The 14150-nt window shown below is 64.3% G+C and carries 15 protein-coding genes; 7 read left to right on the top strand and 8 right to left on the bottom strand.

Features of this window, described 5'->3' with window-relative positions; all coding sequences use genetic code 11:
* The first annotated feature begins 184 nt into the window (after positions 1-184).
* Together PSELUDRAFT_RS05855 and fba are read left to right on the top strand one after the other, a co-directional pair.
* The gene (locus PSELUDRAFT_RS05855; protein WP_088965954.1) at positions 185-817 is read left to right on the top strand and encodes a LysE family translocator; all 633 of its coding nucleotides are present in this window, start codon (positions 185-187) and stop codon (positions 815-817) included.
* 87 nt (positions 818-904) lie between these two features.
* A complete protein-coding gene (gene fba / locus PSELUDRAFT_RS05860) occupies positions 905-1969 on the top strand; it encodes a class II fructose-bisphosphate aldolase (protein ID WP_088965955.1) in 1065 nt (354 codons plus the stop codon).
* Positions 1970-2122: 153 nt separating this feature from the next.
* Here fba and PSELUDRAFT_RS05865 read toward each other — a convergent pair whose 3' ends face one another.
* A complete protein-coding gene (locus tag PSELUDRAFT_RS05865) occupies positions 2123-3280 on the bottom strand; it encodes an HPP family protein (protein WP_088965956.1) in 1158 nt (385 codons plus the stop codon).
* Positions 3281-3460: 180 nt separating this feature from the next.
* Between PSELUDRAFT_RS05865 and PSELUDRAFT_RS19595 the strand changes: the two genes are divergently transcribed.
* Together PSELUDRAFT_RS19595 and PSELUDRAFT_RS05870 are read left to right on the top strand one after the other, a co-directional pair.
* Positions 3461-3604: a hypothetical protein gene (locus PSELUDRAFT_RS19595; RefSeq protein ID WP_164497422.1), complete on the top strand. Its 144-nt coding sequence runs from the start codon at positions 3461-3463 to the stop codon at positions 3602-3604.
* A gap of 28 nt (positions 3605-3632) precedes the next feature.
* A complete protein-coding gene (locus PSELUDRAFT_RS05870; protein WP_088965957.1) occupies positions 3633-4427 on the top strand; it encodes a TIGR00266 family protein in 795 nt (264 codons plus the stop codon).
* Positions 4428-4670: 243 nt separating this feature from the next.
* Here PSELUDRAFT_RS05870 and aroG read toward each other — a convergent pair whose 3' ends face one another.
* The 6 genes from aroG to PSELUDRAFT_RS05900 all read right to left on the bottom strand — a co-directional run bounded on the left by aroG (position 4671) and on the right by PSELUDRAFT_RS05900 (position 9329).
* Complete coding sequence (gene aroG / locus PSELUDRAFT_RS05875) at positions 4671-5747, bottom strand: 3-deoxy-7-phosphoheptulonate synthase AroG (protein ID WP_088965958.1); 1077 nt, start codon at positions 5745-5747, stop codon at positions 4671-4673.
* A gap of 453 nt (positions 5748-6200) precedes the next feature.
* Positions 6201-6611, bottom strand: coding sequence for an RNA polymerase-binding protein DksA (gene dksA, locus PSELUDRAFT_RS05880; protein ID WP_088965959.1), 411 nt, complete (start codon positions 6609-6611; stop codon positions 6201-6203).
* Between the two features lie 219 nt (positions 6612-6830).
* On the bottom strand, positions 6831-7136 hold the full coding sequence (locus PSELUDRAFT_RS05885) for a c-type cytochrome (protein WP_088965960.1): 306 nt from the start codon (positions 7134-7136) through the stop codon (positions 6831-6833).
* Positions 7137-7194: 58 nt separating this feature from the next.
* On the bottom strand, positions 7195-7779 hold the full coding sequence (locus tag PSELUDRAFT_RS05890; protein ID WP_231895315.1) for a YggT family protein: 585 nt from the start codon (positions 7777-7779) through the stop codon (positions 7195-7197).
* 3 nt (positions 7780-7782) lie between these two features.
* Positions 7783-8586, bottom strand: a complete 804-nt coding sequence (gene proC, locus PSELUDRAFT_RS05895) for a pyrroline-5-carboxylate reductase (RefSeq protein ID WP_088965961.1) — start codon at positions 8584-8586, stop codon at positions 7783-7785.
* 50 nt (positions 8587-8636) lie between these two features.
* The gene (locus PSELUDRAFT_RS05900; RefSeq protein WP_088965962.1) at positions 8637-9329 is read right to left on the bottom strand and encodes a YggS family pyridoxal phosphate-dependent enzyme; all 693 of its coding nucleotides are present in this window, start codon (positions 9327-9329) and stop codon (positions 8637-8639) included.
* A gap of 171 nt (positions 9330-9500) precedes the next feature.
* Here PSELUDRAFT_RS05900 and PSELUDRAFT_RS05905 point away from each other — a divergent pair, with 171 nt between their 5' ends.
* From PSELUDRAFT_RS05905 to PSELUDRAFT_RS05915, 3 genes are all read left to right on the top strand, one after another.
* On the top strand, positions 9501-10208 hold the full coding sequence (locus PSELUDRAFT_RS05905; protein ID WP_088965963.1) for a hypothetical protein: 708 nt from the start codon (positions 9501-9503) through the stop codon (positions 10206-10208).
* 235 nt (positions 10209-10443) lie between these two features.
* Complete coding sequence (locus PSELUDRAFT_RS05910) at positions 10444-11484, top strand: type IV pilus twitching motility protein PilT (RefSeq protein ID WP_088965964.1); 1041 nt, start codon at positions 10444-10446, stop codon at positions 11482-11484.
* 12 nt (positions 11485-11496) lie between these two features.
* Positions 11497-12636, top strand: a complete 1140-nt coding sequence (locus tag PSELUDRAFT_RS05915) for a PilT/PilU family type 4a pilus ATPase (protein ID WP_088965965.1) — start codon at positions 11497-11499, stop codon at positions 12634-12636.
* A gap of 87 nt (positions 12637-12723) precedes the next feature.
* Here PSELUDRAFT_RS05915 and PSELUDRAFT_RS05920 read toward each other — a convergent pair whose 3' ends face one another.
* A complete protein-coding gene (locus tag PSELUDRAFT_RS05920; protein WP_162291242.1) occupies positions 12724-13956 on the bottom strand; it encodes an EAL and HDOD domain-containing protein in 1233 nt (410 codons plus the stop codon).
* Between the last annotated feature and the right edge of the window lie 194 nt (positions 13957-14150).

The following is a 14150-nucleotide window of genomic DNA, read 5'->3' on the forward strand; positions in this document are numbered from 1 at the left end:
GACCTGGCGAGCCAGAGCGGGGCAAGGCGAAGAGGTACTCGCCATGTAAGGTTCTGGCTGCAGGTCGTTGCTTGCGGCCAACGTTGGCCGCAACCGTTCACGCGCAATCGTGAACAGCATGTAACTTGCCGGGTACAGGCCAGCGGCCTAGACTCGGCAAGACTGTTTTCAAGGAGCTGCGACCATGGCATTCAATACCTGGCTGATCTTCGTGGTGACGGTGTTCTTCGTCTCCGCCACCCCCGGCCCCAACATGTTGCTGGCAATGAGCCACGGCATCCGCTTCGGCCTGCGCGGCGCACTGCCGACCATGGCCGGCCTGCTGCTGGCGCTGGGTCTGGTCATGGGCGGCTCCGCTGCCGGTCTGGGCGCGCTGCTGGCGGCCTCCGAGCTGCTGTTCTCCATCGTCAAGTACGCCGGCGCCGCCTACCTGGTGTGGCTGGGCTACCAGGCCTGGCGCGCGCCGGTAAGCGATACCGCTGCTGCCAGCGATGACGAGGGCGATAAAGTCGTCAGCGCCGGGCAGCGTTTTCGCACCGGCTTCCTGGTGGCGATGAGCAACCCGAAGGCCTTCGTATTCTTTACCGCGCTGTTCCCGCAGTTCATGCGTGCCGACGTGCCGCAGCTGCCGCAACTGGCGGTGCTGGCCGGCACTTTCTACGTGATCGAAAGCAGCTGGCAGCTGGTGTACGCCTTTGGCGGCGCCAAGCTCAAGCACTGGCTCACCAGCCCGCTGCGCCAGCGCCTGATGAACCGCTTTGCCGGCGGCTCCTTCATGGCGGCCGGCATCGCACTGAGCACCGTAAACCGCGCCTGAGCCAGGTCTGAACGGCCGCGCGGCCAACCTTTTTTCCGCGCCAGCCCCGGCTGGCGCGACAGCATTCAACTACTGGAGACTCGCCACATGGCACTCGTATCGATGCGTCAGCTGCTGGACCACGCAGCAGAATTCAGCTACGGCCTGCCGGCCTTCAACGTGAACAACCTGGAGCAGATGCGCGCCATCATGGAAGCCGCCGACAAGGTGGATGCTCCGGTGATCGTGCAGGCCTCCGCCGGTGCCCGCAAATACGCCGGCGCCCCGTTCCTGCGCCACCTGATCCTGGCCGCGGTGGAAGAATTTCCGCATATCCCGGTGGTGATGCACCAGGATCACGGCACCAGCCCGGACGTATGCCAGCGCTCCATCCAGCTGGGCTTCTCCTCGGTGATGATGGACGGCTCGCTGAAGAGCGACGGCAAGACCCCGGCCGACTACGACTACAACGTTGACGTCACCCGTACCGTGGTGAACTTCGCCCACGCCTGCGGCGTGTCGGTGGAAGGTGAAATCGGCTGCCTGGGCAGCCTGGAAACCGGCATGGCCGGCGAAGAAGACGGCGTGGGCGCCGAAGGCGTGCTGGACCACAGCCAGCTGCTGACCGACCCGGAAGAAGCCGCCCGCTTCGTGAAGGACACCGGCGTGGACGCACTGGCCATCGCCATCGGCACCAGCCACGGCGCTTACAAGTTCACCAAGAAGCCCACCGGCGACGTGCTGCGCATCGACCGCATCAAGGAAATCCACGCCCGCATCCCCAATACCCATCTGGTGATGCACGGCTCCTCCAGCGTGCCGCAGGAATGGCTGCAGATCATCAACGAATTCGGCGGTGACCTGGGCGAGACCTACGGCGTGCCGGTGGAAGAGATCGTGGAAGGCATCAAGCACGGCGTGCGCAAGGTGAACATCGACACCGACCTGCGCCTGGCCTCCACCGGCGCCATCCGCCGTTTCCTGGCGCAGAACCCGAAAGAGTTCGACCCGCGCAAATACCTGAAGGTCTCCACCGACGCCATGCGCGACATCGTGCTGGCCCGCTACGAAGCCTTCGGCGCCGCCGGCATGGCTAGCAAGATCAAGCCGGTAAGCCTGGACAGCATGGCCAATCTGTACCTGAAAGGCCAGCTGGCGCAGATCGTGAAGTAATCACGCCCTGCCCATGCAAAACGCCACTCTGCGGAGTGGCGTTTTTTATTGCCCTGCGGCCAACGTTGGCCGCATGGTTTTGCTCAACGAGCGGTAGGTTGGCGTCGAGCATAACGAGGCCCAACGTTTACCGTGAATGCATGTCTACCAGAGTCAGCCGGCATGCAGCCGGTCGCGGAACAGCGCGGCAATCAGGTCGGACTGGCTGATCATGCCCTGCAGCGTGCCGTCGTCGGTCAGCACCGGTACGTGGTGCAGGCCGCGCTCGGCGAACAGCGGCACCAGCTCCACCAAGTGCAGATCGGCACGCACGCTCACCACCGGGCTGCTCATGATGGCCGCCACGCGGTTGCTGCTGCCGCGGCCGCCCAGCAGCCGTGCCAGGCGCTCGCGCAGGCCTTCCGGCGTGCCGTCCAGCCGCTTGAGGAAGTCCACCAGCGACACCATGCCCACCACCTGGCCGAACTCGCCGACCACCGGCAGCGCGCGCACCTTGTGGCGGCGCAGCAGGCGCCATGCCTCCTGCAGGCTGCTGTCCGGCGGCAGGCTCACTACGTCGCGGGTCATGAAGTCGCGGCAGCGCACATCGCCCAGCCGGCGGCGGTAGGCGTGCATCTCGGCCAGGGTCATCACCTGCTCCAGGTCGTCGCGGCTGATGTCCAGCAGGTGGTTGAAGCCGGCCAGCGCCGCGTTGACGTCATCATCCAGAATACCCATGCGTGCCAGCGGCGTCGGGTCGCTGACCAGGTGGCGGTTCGGCGCCGGCAGCGCGCGCGGGTAGGGGCGGCGCAGCAGGTAGCGGTTCAGCGCCAGCGCTAGCAGCAGCATCAGCAAGGCATTGCAGGACACCAGTGCCACGAAGCCGAAGCCCATGGCGTGCACCGCCGGGCCGCCGATGACCGCGTTGAGGGCGATGGCGCCGCCGGGCGGGTGCAGGCAGCGCAGTGCGATCATGGCAAAGATGGCCAGCCCGACAGCCAGGCCCGCCGCCAGCGCCGGTTGCGCCACGAAATGCGCGCACAGCACGCCCACGCTGGCCGATACCAGGTGGCCACCCACCAGCGGCCACGGCTGTGCCAGCGGGCTGCTGGGCAGTGCGTACAGCAGCACTGCCGCTGCGCCCATGGAGGCCACCAGCATCGGCGCCGGGCCCAGCAGCCAGTGGGTGGTGAGGCCGGTGATGGCAATGGCCAGCAGCGATGCCAGGGTGACCGCCAACCGCTCGCGCTGGCCGATGACCAGCGGCTCCGGCCACCAGCGCTTCAGTTGGCCGCGCAGTGCGGCCGGCAGGGATAGGGAATGGTTTTGCATCGAAGTATTGTAGGGAAGATGTATTTCATTTGTCACTTAGCGGCCGCACGTCCGGCCTGATTCATGCCAATGCCCTGGCGCAGGGACGCTGCTTTTTTGCCGGGCCCAACCGCCGGGGCCGGGCTCTGCCGGGCGCTGGCGTGAACAGACTTTGAACAGGCACTTAGGTACACTGTTGTCATGAGCGAGCTTTTCTCCCCCCTGGAATGGGTCTTCGTCATCATCCTGGCGCTGGTGCCGCTGGCCGGCATCGCGCTGCATCTGTGGATCATGCTGCTGCGGCCGCCCAGGACGCCGCCGGACGAGCACGACAAGACCAGCTGACAATCCCTCTATCGCGAAAGGAACCCGTATGTCCATGGATGTGATCGACTATCAAATCTTCGGCGACGATATGCAGTATGTCGAGGTGGAACTGGACCCGGGCGAAGCTGCCGTCGGTGAGGCCGGGGTGATGTACTACATGGAAGACGGCATCGGCATGGATACCGTGTTCGGCGATGGCTCGGCCAACCAGGGCGGGCTGTTCGGCAAGCTGCTGGGCGCCGGCAAGCGGCTGCTTACCGGTGAGTCTCTGTTCACCACCGTGTTCCAGAACCAGAGCAGCCAGAAGCGCAAGGTGGCGTTTGCCGCCAGCTACCCCGGCAAGATCGTGCCGGTGCATCTGCTGGAGCTGGGCGGCACGCTGTATGCGCAGAAGGACAGCTTTCTGGCTGGCGCCAAGGGCGTGAGCCTGGGCCTGGCGTTCCAGAAGAAGATCGGCGCCGGCCTGTTCGGCGGCGAGGGCTTCATCATGCAGAAGCTGGAGGGCGACGGCTACGTGTTCCTGCACGCCGGCGGCACGCTGACCAGCCGCCAGCTGCAGCCGGGCGAGACGCTGCGCGTGGATACCGGCTGCGTGGTGGCGTACCAGCCGACGGTGGATTTCGACATCGAATACGTGGGCAAGCTCAAGACCGCGCTGTTCAGCGGCGAGGGGGTGTTCTTTGCCCGCCTTACCGGCCCGGGGCATGTGTGGCTACAGTCACTGCCGCTGTCGCGGCTGGCCGACCGCATCCTGGCCGCCAGCCCGCGCGCCGGCGGCGAAAACCGCGAGCAGGGTTCGGTGCTGGGCGGTTTGGGGCGGCTGATGGATGGCGACGACTGATCTGCCTCCCGGCAGGGTTGGCCGCAAGCAAAACAGCCAGCGCGAGCGCTGGCTGTTGATGTTTTGACAAAGCCCTTGCGCATGGCGCAAGGGCTTTGTCATGAAAACAGGAAGGCTGCCAATGCCAAGACTTAGCTGGAGCGGCCCGGCTTTGCCGGGTCCGGTAGAGCCTGCATAAGAAACTTTGTATGCAGCCTGGCAGCCAGCGCAAGCGCTGGCTGTTTTACAAGGGCGACTGGCAGCTTACTTGCCGGCAGCAGTGCCGAACTTGCTGCGGCGTGCCGTCACCGCGTCGGCCAGGGTGGCCAGCAGCGCTTCGGTATCGTCCCAGCCGATGCAGGCATCGGTGATGCTCTGGCCGTAGGTCAGATCGCAGCCCGGTTTCAGATCCTGGCGGCCTTCCACCAGGTGGCTTTCCACCATCACGCCAAAGATATGGCTGTCGCCGGCGGCCATCTGGCTGGCCACGTCCTGGCACACTTCCATCTGGCGCTTGTAGTCCTTGCGGCTGTTGGCGTGGCTGAAGTCCACCATCAGCTTCTGCGCCAGGCCCACGGCGGCCAGTTCGGCCGCGGCAGCCTTCACGAAGCGCTCTTCGTAGTTCGGCTCCTTGCCGCCGCGCAGGATCACGTGGCAGTCCGGGTTGCCGCCGGTTTCCACGATGGCGGAATGGCCGGTCTTGGTGACCGACAGGAAATGGTGCGACACGCTGGCAGAGCGGATGGCGTCCACTGCGATCTTCAGGTTGCCGTCGGTGCCGTTCTTGAAGCCCACCGGGCAGGACAGTCCGGAGGCCAGCTCGCGGTGCACCTGCGATTCGGTGGTGCGCGCGCCGATGGCACCCCAGCTGATCAGGTCGGCCAGGTACTGCGGGGTGATCATGTCGAGGAATTCGGTGGCGGCCGGCATGCCCATGCTGTTCAGGTTCAGCAGCAGGCGGCGGCCGATGCGCAGACCGGCGTTGATGTCGTAGGACTCGTCCAGGTGTGGATCGTTGATCAGGCCCTTCCAGCCCACGGTGGTGCGCGGCTTTTCAAAGTACACGCGCATCACCACTTCCAGCTCGCCGGCATACTTGTCGCGCAGCGGTAGCAGGCGGCGGGCGTATTCCTCGGCGGCGGCCGGGTCGTGGATGGAACAGGGGCCGATCACCACCAGCAGGCGGTCGTCTTCGCTGCGCAGCAGGCGCGCGATGTTGCGGCGGGTGTGGTAGATCAGCTCGGCAGCCGGTTCGGTGATCGGCAGTTCGTAAAGATGGGCGATCGGGGGCAGTAATTCCTTGATATCGCGGATGCGTACGTCGTCGGTCTGGCGGTGCATGATTTGTTTTCCTTGCCTGTCGGGCTATCTCTTTGCATAGCAACATTACCTGCTTGAGCCCGCTGTGCCAAGCGTTTGACGGCAAAACAAAAGGGCACCCGGCGGGGAGATCAGGCTGTAGACAAGGCAACTTGTGCAGGTGCAACCGGACCCGGCGAAGCCGGGCCGCGCCGGCCAAGCGGTTGAATCGGCAGCCTTCCCGTTTGCATAACAAAGCCCTTCCGCGCTGCGAAAGGGCTTTGTCGATACGGCCCCCCGTGGGGTGCCCAGGCTGCGGACAAGGCAACTTGTGCCGGTGCAACCGGACCCGGCGAAGCCGGGCCGCTCCGGCAAAGCGGTTGAATCGGCAGCCTTCCTGTTTGCATGACAAAGCCCTTCCGCGCGGCGAAAGGGCTTTGTCGATACACACAGGGCACCCCGAAGGGTGCCCTTGAGCGCGGATAGCCGGTGATATCAGTCGGCGTACTGGCGCTTCATGCGCTCGCGGCGCTCCTGGGCCTCCACCGACAGGGTGGCGGTCGGGCGGGCCAGCAGGCGCTTCAGGCCGATGGGTTCGCCGGTGTCTTCGCAGTAACCGTAGGAACCGTCATCGATCAGGCGCAGGGTGGACTGGATCTTCTGCAGCAGCTTGCGCTCGCGGTCGCGGGTGCGCAGTTCCAGTGCATATTCCTCTTCCAGCGTGGCACGGTCAGCCGGGTCCGGCGTGGCCTCCTGCTCTTGCAGATGGCTGGCCGTGGCATTGGCGTTGCCCAACAGCTCTTGCTGCATCTGCAGCAGGCGCTCCTTGAAGAACTCAAGGTGGTCGGCGTTCATGTAGTCGTCACCGGACCAGTTGTGGATGTCTTGTTCAGTCAGCTTGGCCATGATGTGAGCTTCCAGCTATTAAGAGTTTTGGCAAACAGGCGTGGAAGATTACCGACGGCATAGGGAAAGTGCAACAGCGGTAATGGATGATTAAGGAATCATCTACTTGTATAGTACCGGCCGTTACAAAGCTCAAGCCGGATATTGCCTGCCGCCAGGCGTGGCCGCAGACGGTAAAAAGCGGCCTGGCGGCCGCTTTTTACCTGGCAGTGCTGCGTCTTACTTCAACGTCAGAATCCACTTCACCAGTGCCTTCAGGTCGGCATCGCTCACCTGCGGGTTCGGCGGCATCGGCACCGCGCCCCATACGCCGGAGCCGCCGTTCTTCACTTTGGCGATCAGTCTGGCTTCGGCGCCCTTGTCGCCAGCATATTTCTTGGCCACGTCCTTGTAGGCCGGGCCAACCACTTTCTTGTCCACCGCGTGGCAGGCAAGGCAGTTGTTCTTCTGCGCCAGTTGCAGGTTGGCGAAAGCCGGCGCAGCCAGAGCGCCACAGGCGACAGCAGCAAGCAGCAATTTCTTCATCTGGTATCTCCACTGTTGTAAGCACCGGGTACGCGGGCCCGGCTGCCATAATGATTGCTTAGACGGCAATCTTGAGTTGCGTCAAGAACAGCTGCTCCAGCAGGCGCAGTGGCAGCATCTGGATTACCTGGATAATCAGCAGCAGCACCAGCGGCGACAGATCCACCCCGCCCACGTTGGCCGCACGGAACGGCTTGAGGTAGGGGCGGGTGAGTGCTTCCAGTATCGGCGACAGCGCGTTGTACGGGCTGACCCAGCTCAGGATGGCCTGCACGATCACCGCGCCGGTGAGCAGGTTGAGCGACTGGCGGAACAGCTCCAGCAGCGCCAGCAGCGAGAGGCCGAACCAGGTCTGCGGGCTGACGAAGTTGTACGGGATGCGCCCCAGTGCCACCACCACAGCCATGACCAGCAGCTGCACCAGCAGCGCCACCAGGATGGAGGCGCTGTCGTAGCCGTGCCAGGAAGGCACGCGCCGCCGCAGCGGCAGCACCACGAAATTGGTTACCGCCATCACGAACTGGTTGAGCGGGTGCTTGTGCGGTGCATGCGACAGCTGCAGGTAAAAGCGCAGCAGCAGCACCAGCACGAACAGCCCGCCCACGGTGCTGATGAGAAACGTCAGGGTTTCCAGAAACAGCATGCATTAGTCCTTGGAGAGTTCTTCGCCCATTTCCACCGAACGGGCACGGCAATCCATCGCGCCGGCGATGATCGCCTGTTTAACACCTTCCGCCTCGAAGCGGAAGATGGCGCGCTCGGTGGTGCCGCCCTTGGACATCACGTTCTGGCGCAGGGTTGCCACCGGCAGCGGGCTCTGCCGCGCCAGTTCCACCGCGCCGTCGAAAGTGGCGATCACCAGGCGGCGTGCCTCGTCCTCGCTGAAGCCCGACTGCCTGGCGGCTTCGATCATGCTTTCGATGAAGTAGAACACGTAGGCCGGGCCACTGCCGGACACGCAGGTGATGTCGTCAATGCCGCTTTCTTCCGCCAGCCAGGTGGTGGTGCCTACCGACTGCATGATGCGGGTGGCGGCATCGCGGTCCGCCGCGCCGATGTTGGCCGCAGCGTACAGCCCGGACACGCCCTTGCCGACCATGGCCGGGGTGTTGGGCATGACGCGCACGATGCGCTGGCTGCCCAGCCAGCGTGCCAGTGCGTCGCCGCGGATGCCGGCAGCGATGGAAACCACCAGCGCGCCGCCCAGCTTAGGGGCCAGCGCCAGGCATACGTCGCGCAGCACCTGCGGCTTCACCGCCAGCACCACTACGTCGTCCACGCCGAACTGTGCCGGTGCCTCGGCCAGCGGTTCCACGCCGAACTGCTGCTGCAGCTGGGTGCGTTTCTCCTCGTGCAGCTCCACCACGCGGATGTGATGCTCGCCACTGCCAACCAGGCCGCCGATGATGGCTGTCGCCATATTGCCGCCGCCGATGAAGGTAATCTGCATGTTCGTCCCTTTGTAGTTTGTATACAGTTTGTGTGTGCCGCGATGATAGCTCAGGCCGGATAGTGGCGGGCGCCAAAAATGGCGGTGCCGACACGCACCATGCTGCTGCCGGCCGCCACCGCCTGCGCCATATCGGCCGACATGCCCATGGACAGCGTATCCAGCTGCATGCCCTCGGCCGCCATCTGCTGTTGCAGCTGGCGCAACACGCCGAAGCGTGCGGCCAACAGTGCCGTGTCCGGCGTGGGCTCCGGAATGCACATCAGCCCGCGCAGGCGCAGCTGCGGCAGTGCCGCCACCGCGCGCAGCAGCGCCGGCGCTTCCGCCAGCTCGCAACCGCTCTTGCTGTCCTCGCCGGACACGTTCACCTGCACGCAGACATTCAGTGGCGGCATGCCGGCGGGGCGCTGCGCCGACAGGCGTTCGGCGATCTTCAGGCGTTCTATCGAATGCACCCAGTGCGCCACCTCGGCCACCGGGCGGGTCTTGTTGGATTGCAGCGGGCCGATGAAATGCCACTCGATGGCGAGATCCGCCAGCTGCTGCGCCTTGGTGGCCAGTTCCTGCACGTAGTTTTCGCCGAAGGCGCGCTGCCCGGCCGCGTATGCCTCGCGGATTGCTTCCGCCGGAAAAGTCTTGCTGACGGCCAGCAGCGTCACCTCGTCGGGGCTGCGTCCGGCGGCGGTGGCCGCGGCGGCCAGGCTGTCGCGTACGGTCTGCAATGCGTGTGCCAATTGCGTCATGATGCGTGGTTTCGTTGGGTCCGGTAACGGTGTTGCCATGTTAGCGGTTTGGCCGCCCGCTGGCGATTTTGCCAGCGGCCAGCATTCCCGCCCGGCGGCATGCGCTTGAGCTATAAAACCAGAGCCACCGTCCTGCCCATGCTCCGGGCTGGCCTGGCACAGGAGAAGCACATGCCGATTCGTGACGAAAGCACGCGAGCCAACCGACTGAAAGAGGTCGAGAAGAAATGCGCGCTGTGCCAGGAAAAATATCGGGGCCTGGAACATGAACTGGGCATCGCCGACAAGGCGGCGGTGATCGAAGAGGACGGCTATGGCGGCGTGCCGGTGGAGCTGACCGCCTTGCGCGAGCTGTTCGGCCCCACGCGCAGGCCACAGCAGGGGCAGGCTACGCAGCACAGGAGTTATGACTACATCAGCAGCCGCATCAGCAAGGTGCGCCGCAAACTGCGCGAGCTGTATTTCTCGGTGCCCGACGTGGCGCAGCGCAAGGCGCTGATCACCGCCCGGCGCCAACCCCGGCGCCTGGTATGCGAGGCGCTGCAGGACGAGCTGAATGTTGCCCGGCACACCCTGCAAACCACCAAGCACCGCTCGCACGCCAAGCCCTGGCTGCTGGGCGCGGCGGTGGGCGCCGGTGCGGTACTGCTGGGCGCTGCGCTGGCGCATCTGTACGGCGCACTGGCCGGCATGGTGGCGGGGTTTTTTGTCGGCAAATGGCTGGTGGACAACCACAACAAGCAGCTGCAGCGCCAGACGCGCAGCGAGCAGTTCGATGCCGACAGTCTGGCCAATCTGCTGCAGACCTGCCGCCGCGCGCCGGAGTGGTTTTCCGAGGCGGAGGAAAACAGCGGTGAGCGCGACGCGTACGAAGTCTGAAGCGCCGCGCATGCCCAAGGTTGGCCGCAGCCGGCATAGCGGCAGACCAATGTTCTGCCCGGCGGGGTACGGCCGCCGGCCCAGGCAGGTGCTGGCGGCATGGAAGCCCCGCCAAGCGCCGTGTATGATTTATCAAAACAACTGTTACAAGCCTGCCATTTAACGCATCACTACTGCGCGCCGGTTTTTTGTGGAGCAATGGCCTGGCGGCCATTCCGGGCGAACGGGGAACTCAATGGAAATTTCCGACCTGCTGTCCTTCACGGTCAAGAACAAGGCATCCGACCTGCATCTGTCCGCCGGTCTGCCGCCGCTGATCCGCGTGCATGGCGACATCCGCCGCATCAACCTGCCGCCGATGGACCACCACGACGTGCACGACATGGTGTACGACATCATGAACGACTATCAGCGCAAGAACTTCGAGGACAGCTTCGAGTGCGACTTCTCGTTCGAGGTGCCCAACCTGGCACGCTTCCGGGTGAACACCTTCATGCAGAACCGCGGCATGGGCGCGGTGTTCCGCGTGATTCCGTCCAAGGTGCTGTCGCTGGAAGACCTGAACGCGCCGAAGATTTTCCGCGATATTTCCGAATACCCGCGCGGCATCGTGCTGGTGACCGGGCCGACCGGCTCCGGTAAATCCACCACCCTGGCGGCGATGGTCGATTACATCAACAGCAACTACTACGCGCACATTCTCACCGCGGAAGACCCGATCGAATTCGTGCACGAGAGCAAGAAGTCGCTGATCAACCAGCGTGAACTGGGTACCCAGACCCGCAGCTTCGCCAATGCGCTGAAGAGCGCGCTGCGTGAAGACCCGGACGTGATCCTGGTGGGCGAGATGCGCGACCTGGAAACCATCCGCCTGGCGCTGACTGCGGCGGAAACCGGCCACCTGGTATTCGGTACCCTGCATACCAGCAGCGCGGCCAAGACCATCGACCGTATCGTGGACGTGTTCCCGGCAGCGGAAAAGGACATGGTGCGCGCCATGCTGTCGGAAAGCCTGCGCGCGGTGATTTCGCAGGCACTGCTGAAGACCAAGGACGGCGCCGGCCGGGTGGCGGCGCACGAAATCATGATCGGCACCCCGGCGATTCGCAACCTGATCCGTGAGAACAAGCTGGCGCAGATCAACTCGATGATCCAGACCGGCCAGCAATATGGCATGCAGACACTGGACCAGTGTCTGACCGACCTGGTGCGCCGCAATATCGTGTCCGACGAAGAAGCGCGCGGCAAGGCCACCAACAAGGACAACTTCCTGTAAGCGGAGCGGGTGATGGAAAAGGAACAGGCATCAAAATTTATCCATGATCTGCTGCGCCACGCGGTCAGCAAGAACGCGTCCGATATCTTCATTGCCGCGGAATTTCCGCCGGCGATGAAAATCGACGGCAAGATCACCCCGGTATCGCCGCAGCCGCTGTCCGGCCAGCACACCAAGGAACTGGTGCGCGCGGTGATGAACGACCGCCAGACCGAGGAATTCGAGGCCAACAAGGAAGCCAACTTCGCCATCAGCCCGCCGGGCATCGGCCGCTTCCGCGTCAGCGCCTATATCCAGCAGGGCAAGGCCGGCATGGTGCTGCGCAAGATCAACACCGATATCCCCACTTTCGAGCAGCTGCAGCTGCCGGAGGTGCTGAAGGACATCGCGATGATCAAGCGCGGGCTGGTGATCTTCGTCGGCGGCACCGGCTCGGGTAAATCCACCTCGCTGGCCGCCATGGTCGATTTCCGCAACAGCAACAGCGCCGACCACATCATCACCATCGAGGACCCGGTGGAGTATGTGCACCCGCACAAGAAGAGCATCATCACCCAGCGCGAAATCGGCGTGGATACCGACAGCTGGGAGATTGCACTGAAGAACACGCTGCGCCAGGCGCCGGACGTGATCCTGATGGGCGAGATCCGCGACCGCGAAACCATGATGTACGGCCTGCAGTTCGCCGAAACCGGCCACCTGTGCCTGGCCACGCTGCACGCCAACAACGCCAACCAGGCGCTGGACCGCATCCTGAACTTCTTCCCGGAAGAGCGGCACCAGCAGGTGCTGATGGACCTGTCGCTGAACATGAAGTCCATCATCTCGCAGCGCCTGGTGCCGCTGAAGGGTGGCAAGGGCCGTACCGCGGCGATCGAGATCCTGATCAACACCCCGCTGATCGCCGACCTGGTGTTCAAGGGCGAGGTGTCCAGCATCAAGGAGGTGATGAGCCGCTCGCGCGAATCCGGCATGCAGACTTTCGACCAGGCGCTGTTCGACCTGTTCGAAAGCGGCAAGATCAGTTACGAGGATGCGCTGCGCAATGCCGACTCGGTGAACGATCTGCGGCTGCAGATCAAGCTGCACAGCGAAACCGCCAAGCACCAGGGGCTGGAGCAGGGCGGCATCGACCACCTGGACATCGTCTAGCCTGCGGCCAACCCTGGCCACAGCAAAACGCACAAGGCCGGTCTTGCGACCGGCCTTGTGCGTTTTGCTGTGGCGATTCCTGCCTGCTCAGTGCGGCAGCTCGTCCTGCCACAGCTGCTTCACCCACTCCAGCGCATGCAGCTGCAGGCGGTTGAAGCGTTCGGCATCCATCTGCGGCAAGGGGCTGCCGCTCTGGCGGCACTCCGCCAGCTCCACCTGCTGCAGCAGGTCGCCCAGCTCGCCGTTGCGATGCAGCAGCGCGTCTTCCACCGCCGGGTGCAGCGCCAGGCTGGAAACCAGCTCCGGCATCGGCATCGCCAGCATGCTGTCGGCCAGCGACAGGATGCCGGCCATGAAGGCGTCGTCGCTGTCATGCCCCAGCTCGTCGGCCAGCAGTTCCATCATGCGGCCGCGCACCGCCGCCATTTCCAGCAGCGGGCTGTGGCCGCTGCGCCCCGGCTTGCAGTCGGCGGCGAACAGCAGGATCAGCGCCCAGCGCTTGAGCCGCGCCGTGCCCAGCAGCATCAGCGCTTCGCGGATGGAGGACACCGGGCGGCGATAGTTTTCCGCGGCATTCACCAGCTTGAGCAGGCCCAGCACCATGTCCGGCGCTGCCTTGAACACTTCCTCCAGCCGGCCGATGTCCGCCTCCTGCAGCACCAGGCCCAGCAGGCGCAGCGTTACCGCGCGGTTGGGGGTGGCGCGGTTGTGGGTCATCACCGTTGGCCGCGCAAAGAAATAGCCCTGGAACAGCGAGATGCCCAGCGCCTTGCAGGCCTCGAACTCTTCCACCGAATCCACTTTTTCCGCCAGCAGCCGGCCCTGGAAGCCCTGCAGGCGGGAAACCACCTCGGGCAGGGTGGCCAGCGGAATCTCGCGCAGGTCGAACTTGATGTAGTCCACCAGCGGCAGCATGCGGGTGACATCCGGCGTAATTGCCACCACATCGTCCAGCGCAAAGTGATAGCCCAGCCGGCGCAGCTCGGCACAGCGCGCGCGCACGCTGTCGTCCAGCGGTACGTTTTCCAGGATTTCCAGGATGATGTTGTCCGGCGGCATCAGTTCGATCAGCGGGCTTTTCAGCAGCGTTTCGTTGACGTTGATGAAGCCCGGGCAGCCTTCCAGCACCCGCGACAACCCCAGGTCGATGAAGGTGTGGCGGATCACCGCGGCGGTGGCATTGATGTCGTCCTGAAACAGCGCCCGGTTTTCCGGCCCTGAGCGGAACAACAGTTCGTACGCCACGCGTTGTTGCTTGAGGTCGACGATCGGCTGACGCCCCAGATAGATGGTGGAGTACATGTTTTCGATTCCTGCCATGACTATTCGATAGTAGCCGAAAGCGCCGGCAGCGGGCAGCACCGGCGTTGCCGGCTGCTCGCCGCCAGGGGCGGGCGTGGGTGGCTTGCAACAAAACTGCAACTGGCTGCCCCGTGCCGCTGCTGTTTCATGTGAAACCTGCCCGGCAGCGCTGCGGTGTTGGCCGCATACTGCAAACATGCCCCCGCAGCCAG

It is taken from the genome of Vogesella sp. LIG4 (genome assembly GCF_900090205.1).
GTDB lineage: Bacteria > Pseudomonadota > Gammaproteobacteria > Burkholderiales > Chromobacteriaceae > Vogesella.

Coding starts and splice junctions, on each gene's coding strand:
- PSELUDRAFT_RS05855 (WP_088965954.1), top strand. CDS start 185: ATGGCATTCAATACCTGGCTGATCTTCGTGGTGACGGTGTTCTTCGTC.
- fba (WP_088965955.1), top strand. CDS start 905: ATGGCACTCGTATCGATGCGTCAGCTGCTGGACCACGCAGCAGAATTC.
- PSELUDRAFT_RS05865 (WP_088965956.1), bottom strand. CDS start 3,280: ATGCAAAACCATTCCCTATCCCTGCCGGCCGCACTGCGCGGCCAACTG.
- PSELUDRAFT_RS19595 (WP_164497422.1), top strand. CDS start 3,461: ATGAGCGAGCTTTTCTCCCCCCTGGAATGGGTCTTCGTCATCATCCTG.
- PSELUDRAFT_RS05870 (WP_088965957.1), top strand. CDS start 3,633: ATGTCCATGGATGTGATCGACTATCAAATCTTCGGCGACGATATGCAG.
- aroG (WP_088965958.1), bottom strand. CDS start 5,747: ATGCACCGCCAGACCGACGACGTACGCATCCGCGATATCAAGGAATTA.
- dksA (WP_088965959.1), bottom strand. CDS start 6,611: ATGGCCAAGCTGACTGAACAAGACATCCACAACTGGTCCGGTGACGAC.
- PSELUDRAFT_RS05885 (WP_088965960.1), bottom strand. CDS start 7,136: ATGAAGAAATTGCTGCTTGCTGCTGTCGCCTGTGGCGCTCTGGCTGCG.
- PSELUDRAFT_RS05890 (WP_231895315.1), bottom strand. CDS start 7,779: ATGCTGTTTCTGGAAACCCTGACGTTTCTCATCAGCACCGTGGGCGGG.
- proC (WP_088965961.1), bottom strand. CDS start 8,586: ATGCAGATTACCTTCATCGGCGGCGGCAATATGGCGACAGCCATCATC.
- PSELUDRAFT_RS05900 (WP_088965962.1), bottom strand. CDS start 9,329: ATGACGCAATTGGCACACGCATTGCAGACCGTACGCGACAGCCTGGCC.
- PSELUDRAFT_RS05905 (WP_088965963.1), top strand. CDS start 9,501: ATGCCGATTCGTGACGAAAGCACGCGAGCCAACCGACTGAAAGAGGTC.
- PSELUDRAFT_RS05910 (WP_088965964.1), top strand. CDS start 10,444: ATGGAAATTTCCGACCTGCTGTCCTTCACGGTCAAGAACAAGGCATCC.
- PSELUDRAFT_RS05915 (WP_088965965.1), top strand. CDS start 11,497: ATGGAAAAGGAACAGGCATCAAAATTTATCCATGATCTGCTGCGCCAC.
- PSELUDRAFT_RS05920 (WP_162291242.1), bottom strand. CDS start 13,956: ATGGCAGGAATCGAAAACATGTACTCCACCATCTATCTGGGGCGTCAG.